Origin of the sequence: Desulfobulbus rhabdoformis (assembly GCF_016919065.1) — a bacterium.
Taxonomy (GTDB): domain Bacteria; phylum Desulfobacterota; class Desulfobulbia; order Desulfobulbales; family Desulfobulbaceae; genus Desulfobulbus; species Desulfobulbus rhabdoformis.
The window spans coordinates 132,365-139,033 of record NZ_JAFFQA010000009.1 but is presented as its reverse complement, the minus strand read 5'-3'; the positions used below and the strand labels follow the sequence as shown (position 1 = coordinate 139,033).

General features: G+C 46.9%; 7 protein-coding genes and 1 pseudogene. 2 read left to right on the top strand and 6 right to left on the bottom strand.

Features of this window, described 5'->3' with window-relative positions; all coding sequences use genetic code 11:
- Positions 1-245: ISAs1 family transposase (locus tag JWJ90_RS07030; protein WP_205226489.1), on the top strand; the 245-nt coding region annotated here is incomplete at its 5' end.
- Between the two features lie 90 nt (positions 246-335).
- Positions 336-509, top strand: a complete 174-nt coding sequence (locus JWJ90_RS07025; protein WP_205226488.1) for a hypothetical protein — start codon at positions 336-338, stop codon at positions 507-509.
- A gap of 119 nt (positions 510-628) precedes the next feature.
- On the opposite strand, the gene JWJ90_RS07020 is transcribed toward JWJ90_RS07025, so the two are convergent.
- The 6 genes and pseudogenes from JWJ90_RS07020 to JWJ90_RS07000 all read right to left on the bottom strand — a co-directional run bounded on the left by JWJ90_RS07020 (position 629) and on the right by JWJ90_RS07000 (position 6,567).
- Positions 629-1,801, bottom strand: a complete 1,173-nt coding sequence (locus JWJ90_RS07020; protein WP_205226487.1) for a hypothetical protein — start codon at positions 1,799-1,801, stop codon at positions 629-631.
- Positions 1,802-2,224: 423 nt separating this feature from the next.
- Positions 2,225-2,722 (bottom strand): outer membrane lipoprotein-sorting protein, encoded by a 498-nt coding sequence (locus tag JWJ90_RS07015; protein WP_240194798.1) that lies wholly within the window; start codon positions 2,720-2,722, stop codon positions 2,225-2,227.
- Positions 2,661-4,046: an ISKra4 family transposase gene (locus JWJ90_RS23175; RefSeq protein WP_240194797.1), complete on the bottom strand. Its 1,386-nt coding sequence runs from the start codon at positions 4,044-4,046 to the stop codon at positions 2,661-2,663. Before JWJ90_RS23175 ends, JWJ90_RS07015 begins: the two co-directional genes overlap by 62 nt.
- 143 nt (positions 4,047-4,189) lie before the next feature.
- Positions 4,190-4,528: pseudogene (locus JWJ90_RS07010) on the bottom strand (outer membrane lipoprotein-sorting protein); the annotation flags it as partial.
- Between the two features lie 97 nt (positions 4,529-4,625).
- Positions 4,626-5,870, bottom strand: a complete 1,245-nt coding sequence (locus JWJ90_RS07005) for an ABC transporter permease (protein ID WP_205226485.1) — start codon at positions 5,868-5,870, stop codon at positions 4,626-4,628.
- A complete protein-coding gene (locus tag JWJ90_RS07000; RefSeq protein WP_205226484.1) occupies positions 5,863-6,567 on the bottom strand; it encodes an ABC transporter ATP-binding protein in 705 nt (234 codons plus the stop codon). Before JWJ90_RS07000 ends, JWJ90_RS07005 begins: the two co-directional genes overlap by 8 nt.
- Between the last annotated feature and the right edge of the window lie 102 nt (positions 6,568-6,669).

The window sequence follows — 6,669 nt, the reverse complement described above, 5'->3', positions numbered from 1 at the left end:
AACTGTTTGCCAAAGCTGTGCGCTCCCATTGGGGTATAGAAAATTCCCTTCACTATGTACTTGATGTTACATTTCGTGAAGATGAATGCCGAATCCGAAAAGACGATGCTCCCGAGAATTTTGCCGTGCTGAGGCATATAGCTCGTAATCTGCTACAACGAGAGAAAACCAAAATGAGTATCAAACAAAAACAATTCAGAGCAGCCTGCGACAATCGGTTTCTTGGTAGTGTGCTTGCTAGCTAAAAATTTCGTGCGCTTGCCCTGCTCCATTGCCTTGATGACACAAAGGTCTTTTTGGAACAATGTAGAAAAATTATCGCAGATGAAGGGAAGATGTATTTTACCACTTTAATAAAAAATAATCGTTTTGCTGATAAGTATCTTGAAGCGCTTGCCGGAAGTGGGAAATTAGTGTCAAGAAATATAGAGGACCACAAAGAGAGTTTCAGGCAGGTTGGTTTAAACCCGCAAAGTAAAACAATCGGAAATATGTTGATAATAACCTGATTCCATGAGCATCTAGGGGGACCAACAATGATGCTATCTGGCATGATGGAAAAATACCTGAATCCGTGACGGCGGGTGTTCACGGATTCAGAAATATATGAGGAGCACTTTTTAGGAGCCTAAAAAAAGTAGCGGATTCTCAGTTCTACTTTGTTTTTATTGATTTTTTCGCCGAATTCACTGACAGCGCTTCCATGGAGAAGAGAAAAACGGAGCTTTATTTCCCAGTTGGTCAACCCCGTGTAAACGGCTTCCGGGCTGAGAGAAAAGCTCTCGTCATCAAGATTGACTATGGCTGTACAACCGGGCGTAAAATAAAGCACGTCGAACGGTTCTTTTTGGGTTACCCGCACATAGAGATAGTTTCGCCCGGACTGGGGCTGCCCATAGGCCCCCCGAGCCACTTGATTTGCGCGTTGATACAGGCTGGTATCCCCGGTTCGGGCATACAGATCATTTGCCTGTGCCACCAGATCGTAAAAGCGTTCGAATTCCTCGACGGTATAGCCGTGATCGTTGTGGTAGTACTCTATGATAGAGGTAATGTCATGCTTTGAGAGGTAGCGGAAACCGAGGAGGTAGCTGGTCTCTGCAAACCATTGTGTTTCGACTGTTTGTGCAGTGGTCAGAACTTTTCGCTTCTGCCTGGGGATATGGGCAAGTTCACCATGAATCTCGAAATTACTGGCAAGGTTGGTGGAGAAATCAACCCCGTAACGTGTTGTCCGACTGTTACCGGTAAAGAAAATACAATCAATATCAATATCTCGGTACAGGAGATACAGTTTTGAGGCCAGGTTGATGTTGCCCTCTGCCCCAAAATCTTCATTCACTCCTCGCCACACCGGTAAGGCCACAGCCGTCAGGGCAACAGTTTGCAACGGGCTTGCCGCATAACTTTTAATCAGATCAAGCCCGACCCCTGTATAGCCCTCCATCGCCTCTTCCGGGTTATTGGGGTCTTTTACCCGGTCAATAAAACCGACGGGGTTCCAGGCGTAACCTTTTCCCCATTTGAATACTTTTTTGCCCAGCTCAAGAGTGGCAAGTGGCGTTGGTTTGATGCTGGCATAGGCATCGAAAATGACCGCGTCGTTAGCCCACTGTCGTTGATCCTGTTGGCCGTACGCCTGAATGAGCCAGTTGAAATCAACAATACTCTTGTTGAAATTGCCTTCAAGCTGGATGGTTCCCGTCGCACGATCGGAGGTCGAGCGAGGTCTCTGGTATGCATCGAGCCAGGCAAAGGCACCCTGCTCATTGATATCCATGTGCTCGCCCTTCATCTCCATGTAACCGCTCCAACTCAGACTCTTTTTCTCGAATTCTTCCAGATCAAATGAAAAATCTTCTTCGGCAAAAGCTGAGGAGAAACAGCAGAACAAGCAGAGACAAAGGGGAAGGGCTATTTGCCGGTAGAATATGTGCATTTGTGACCGACAAGGTTTTGGTCAAAAGATGGTTTTGTGGCTGAAGGCATGGGGGATCCTTTAGGGCATCTTGAATAATTGCTTTTTCTGCCAATCCCGCGGAGTCTGGCGCTTACCTCGTCATACTTAAAATCTTATCCTCGGAGGTAAGCGAAGACTCCGATATCAGTTATATGCCTGCGGTAAAATTTTGCGCAATCCTCGAAGTCTGCGCTTATCTGGCCTTGATTGAAAAATCTAATTATTCAAGACACCCTTTAGCTTGAGATAAGGGAATGCAAGGGGTTATCTGAGTTCTTCAACTCTGGAGAGATAGTTCAACGAAAACACCTCATCAGCCAATTCTTTCTTCTGTATTTTGGCGTATACCATGACAGATTTATACCCTTTATACAGGGGGCTGTCGGTTTCCAAGATCGAGGGGCGAACAATCCCATCTCCGAAATCCTTGGAATTTGTATAATACAACGTTTTTATGAGCATGCCGCTGGCAGCGTAGCATTCGATGGTTGTGGGGACGACAGCTTTCTTGTCCACCAGCATCTTCAACCGGTCATAGGCGACAGTGCTACTCTTGGCCTTTAATTCCAGGAGGTAGGTTGCCCCCTCATCGGAAATGCTGAGAGCATCATACTCGGTGCTGTAATCGAGTCGGAGAATATCGGAGTTATTGAAGACACCACCTACCACAGACTGTAGGGTGCATCCGCTACTTATGGCATTATTTAACCCGCCGGATCCTTTTTGGGCGTGATACTCTCTGCTGCTTTGCCTTTTGCTCATACTCCTCAAAAAAGGAATCGAATTTTGAATTGTACTTGGCACATCGCAGTTTGAGGATGTTGTTTGCATAATCAACTTTCCACCAGGCGCCGGATCTCTTGAGACGAATATTGCTGATGAACTTATTGGCACTCTCAATCGCTCCACTGCCAAGCGGGTACCCACCTCGCCGCAAACGACCGTACTCGATTCTGCCTTTGTTCTTTGTCAGGTAGTTTACCAACTTAGTTCTCTCTGTTTCAGCAGTGGCTGTCTTACATTTCATTCTTTTCAAGCCAGCGATGACATGAGAGGCATTGTTGTGAAAGAGCCGGACCTTGGTTTGCTCTATCCACTCATCCCCTTTTTTCGACCCAGCAAACTGATGTTTGGCAAAATCGTGGAGGTGTTCCGAGCAGTGGAAATAATCAAGGACTTGGCGGCAGGTTGGGAAATATTCTTTGACGCAGTCCCATATCCAATCGGCTCCATCACCTACAAAACACAGGCGAACTTTATCCTGCGGAATAATATCCTTGTCTCTTAACTCGGCAAGGAATCCTCGAAATTCAGTAATATTGCTGATTTGATGCCAGCTTAACAGGTGAACGATCTTATCCTTGTCGAGCAGGTATCCACGGATTCCTTTAGCTTCCCGCCAATGATGAGGTTGCCCCTTGTCTTCTGTCCTTATTGGGACCATGGCGCCGTCAGCAGAAAAGACCAGAACTGGCCTTCGATAGTTTTCCTCCGAGATATCTTCTATGATTTTAGATATTTCTTGAGAAGTAGGAGTGATCTCTTCAAGGCTGATTTCATCCGCGACTTGATTGGTGAGTTTATGGACAGTGTCTGCGGAAATGTCAAAACGATAAATCTCGTTCATCATTTCTGCAGCTTCCTCAAAAGTTTCCTTGGAACCGAAGAGAGAAGCTATTTTTTGTACATCGTACTGGTACTTGCCATCCCTCAAATTAAGAGCATTTTCGTACGGGGTATGGACGGCTTTACATTTGGGGCACACATAGTACGGGCAGTCAATGACAAGAGTGCCAATAGTGGTAACGCACTCTTTTTTCGTGGAATATTTTTTATGAGCTTTGCTCCCGCAAGGAGTGCATGTCGGAGCTTGTACCTGCCGATCAAGTTCACCTTGAATGACAATCTGGACTAATTCGGGATCTATTGACGGGTACTCTTTCCTGATCTTGTTAATTATCTCAAAAAGCGTGTTGTTGGGCGCATCAACACACTGGATAATGTGAGCAATTTTTTGATCGAGAATATTATCGTACATGTCTTTGTAACATTTAGACCAATTCCGAATTTTTCGCACAGCCGCCATGATATAACCTCCTGATTTAACGGGATATTATATCATGTAAAAAGCAGCATTTAAACAAAAAAATAACGTAACATATTAAAATTATTAACCAAACAGGCCAGATTCGATCTACAGGGCAATTCCATAACTATCGGATGCTCCCCAGACTGTAGGCTGGTGATACGCAGAGGTTTTCCTACGTTTGGAATATAGAGCCACATATTATCGCCTAACCGCAGGGTAGAGCGTCCCTTTTCACTGGCAGGGGAAAGGAAAAGGGCCACCATCTTATCCTGCCCTTTTTTCACGGAATAGAGGACAAACTCTTTCTTGGAGCCATCCGGCTCGATATTGATGAGCTTTCGATACATCTCATAGGATTGGGGCTGAAGATTGGCATCCACCTGCTTGAGTATTGCGGTACCATCAAGTTCAGCCGTCTGCCCAACTGGAATCAGGACAAACAGCACGAGTCCCAAAGTCACAAGCCAGTTGCTTCCCATTTGTAGTCCATGTCGTAATCGCATCAGTGACAACTCCTCTTAGTTTGTAAAAGCTCATCCCGAAACCGACAATACGTCACACGTTCAGATTGTATCCCTACACGTGCCTGAGTGCCGTTATGGGATCCATGCGGGCAGCTTTCCAGGCTGGCTGCAGACTGGCAAGCACGCTGATGGCAATGACAATACAGCCAATGGTCACCACATCGGTGGCTTCAATGGTAGGGGCAAGCAGTAAACCGGTCTGACGACCGAAATCGAAGCAGATCTGGGAGATATTCAAAACATACATTGTAACAAGGCTGATCAGGGTGCCGGTAACGGTTCCGAGGATCCCCAATAAGAACCCCTCCATGACAAAAAGCCCCATTATCTTGCCTGGGGAGGTACCGATGGCGGCGATGGTACCGATTTCGTTGATGCGTTCAAAAACGGCCATGATCATCACATTCATAATACTGACCAGGACAATGGCCACCAGCATGATTTTGATAAACAAGGTCATCAGGTCGATCATCTTGGCAATATTAAAAAAGGGGGAAAGCTTTTCCCAGGTGTGGATTTCAAAGACTGGCTTGTCCAACTTATTACGGATGGAGCCCAGTTCATGGCTGAGCAGATCAGAAAATCGAGGAAGCTCGCCAATATCTTTCAACCGAATGGCAATCTCGCTAACTTCCGCCTGTCCAATACGAAGCAACGACCGAGCGTCATCGATATGTATTATGCCATCACGTCCGCCAGGACCGGAGAGGCCCTCCAAAATTCCCCGAACCGTAAATGTCTGCCCATTTACCGAGCCGTCTTTATTGTTGGCAACCAGAACAATGGTGTCGCCTACCTTGACCTGCATGCCTTTGGCAATCAGCTCCGGAATAATGATTTCGCCCTTTTTAAGAAGGCCCTTTTTCTCTCCTTTGAGAAAACGGTTCTGCAGGAGCGGGACCGTGGCCATTTCCGCCTTGGGAGAAACTGCGTTGAGCCTGATGTTGGTTGTTTCGGTAAAGTTGCTGAACATGGCGCCAAATTTAATGCGCATGGAAAAGGCTTCAACCGCCTGGTCGCCTTCCAGGAGTTCTTTTACCTTGTTGATCTGTTTGCCTGTGAGATTACGGTTCAGGGGAAGGCTGTCCACCGAGGCAACATAGCCTTTTTTATGGATCTGGATATGGCCAAGCATGGAGTCGGTGATCTGGCCAACCATCATGGATTTAAAAGAGCCGGAGACGGAAATAAAGAGAAGAACTGCCACCACACCCAGAGTGATCAAGGCAGAGGTCAGCATGGTACGACGTTTGTAGCGCAGGAGGTTACGGGCGGCCAGGTTGAAAATTTTAAGCATGACGGGTACCTCCGGGGACCAGATTTTGGCTCAATTTGCCATCTGTAAGCGTGAAGGTGATCTCGACGTTATCAACAATGCGAGGGTCATGGGTGGAAAAGACAAAAGTCGTTGCAAACTCATCGCGCATCTTTTGCATCAAGTTGATAATGCGGCCTGCTGTTTCGCTGTCAAGGTTGGCTGTGGGCTCATCTGCAAGGACCAGCTTGGCATTGGTGACCAGTGCCCTGGCAACGGCGACCCGTTGCTTTTGTCCCCCGGAGATCTGGTTTGGATATTTGCCGCTTTGCTCAGCCATGTCGACTGCCTCAAGCAGTTCCATGACCCGTGCTTTTCGTTTGGCACTCGGCCAGTCCTGCACCATTTGCAGAGGATATTCCACATTCTCATAAACGGTGAGCACTGGAACCAGATTAAAGTCCTGGAAGACAAAACCTATATGCTCGCCACGGAAGCGTGCGGCTTCTTTGCGACTTAAGCCGGTGATGTCCTGGCCAGCTACCAAAAGGCTGCCACTGGTGGGAGGGTCAAGACAGCCTATCATATTCAGCAAGGTGGACTTGCCGCTGCCCGAAGGCCCAAGGAAAGAGACAAACGATGCTGGCTCAATGGAGAAATCTACCCCTCGTATTGCCTCAACTCTGATATCGCCGGCGACATAGGTTTTTTCTAATGCTTTTGCAACAACGACTGACATGGCAGTATCTCCTGTTAGTATGAGGATATACACACTATATTGCAATCATTTTTACCGGAATCTGTGTCGGTTGATGACCGATGAATAGCAGATTATCGTGAA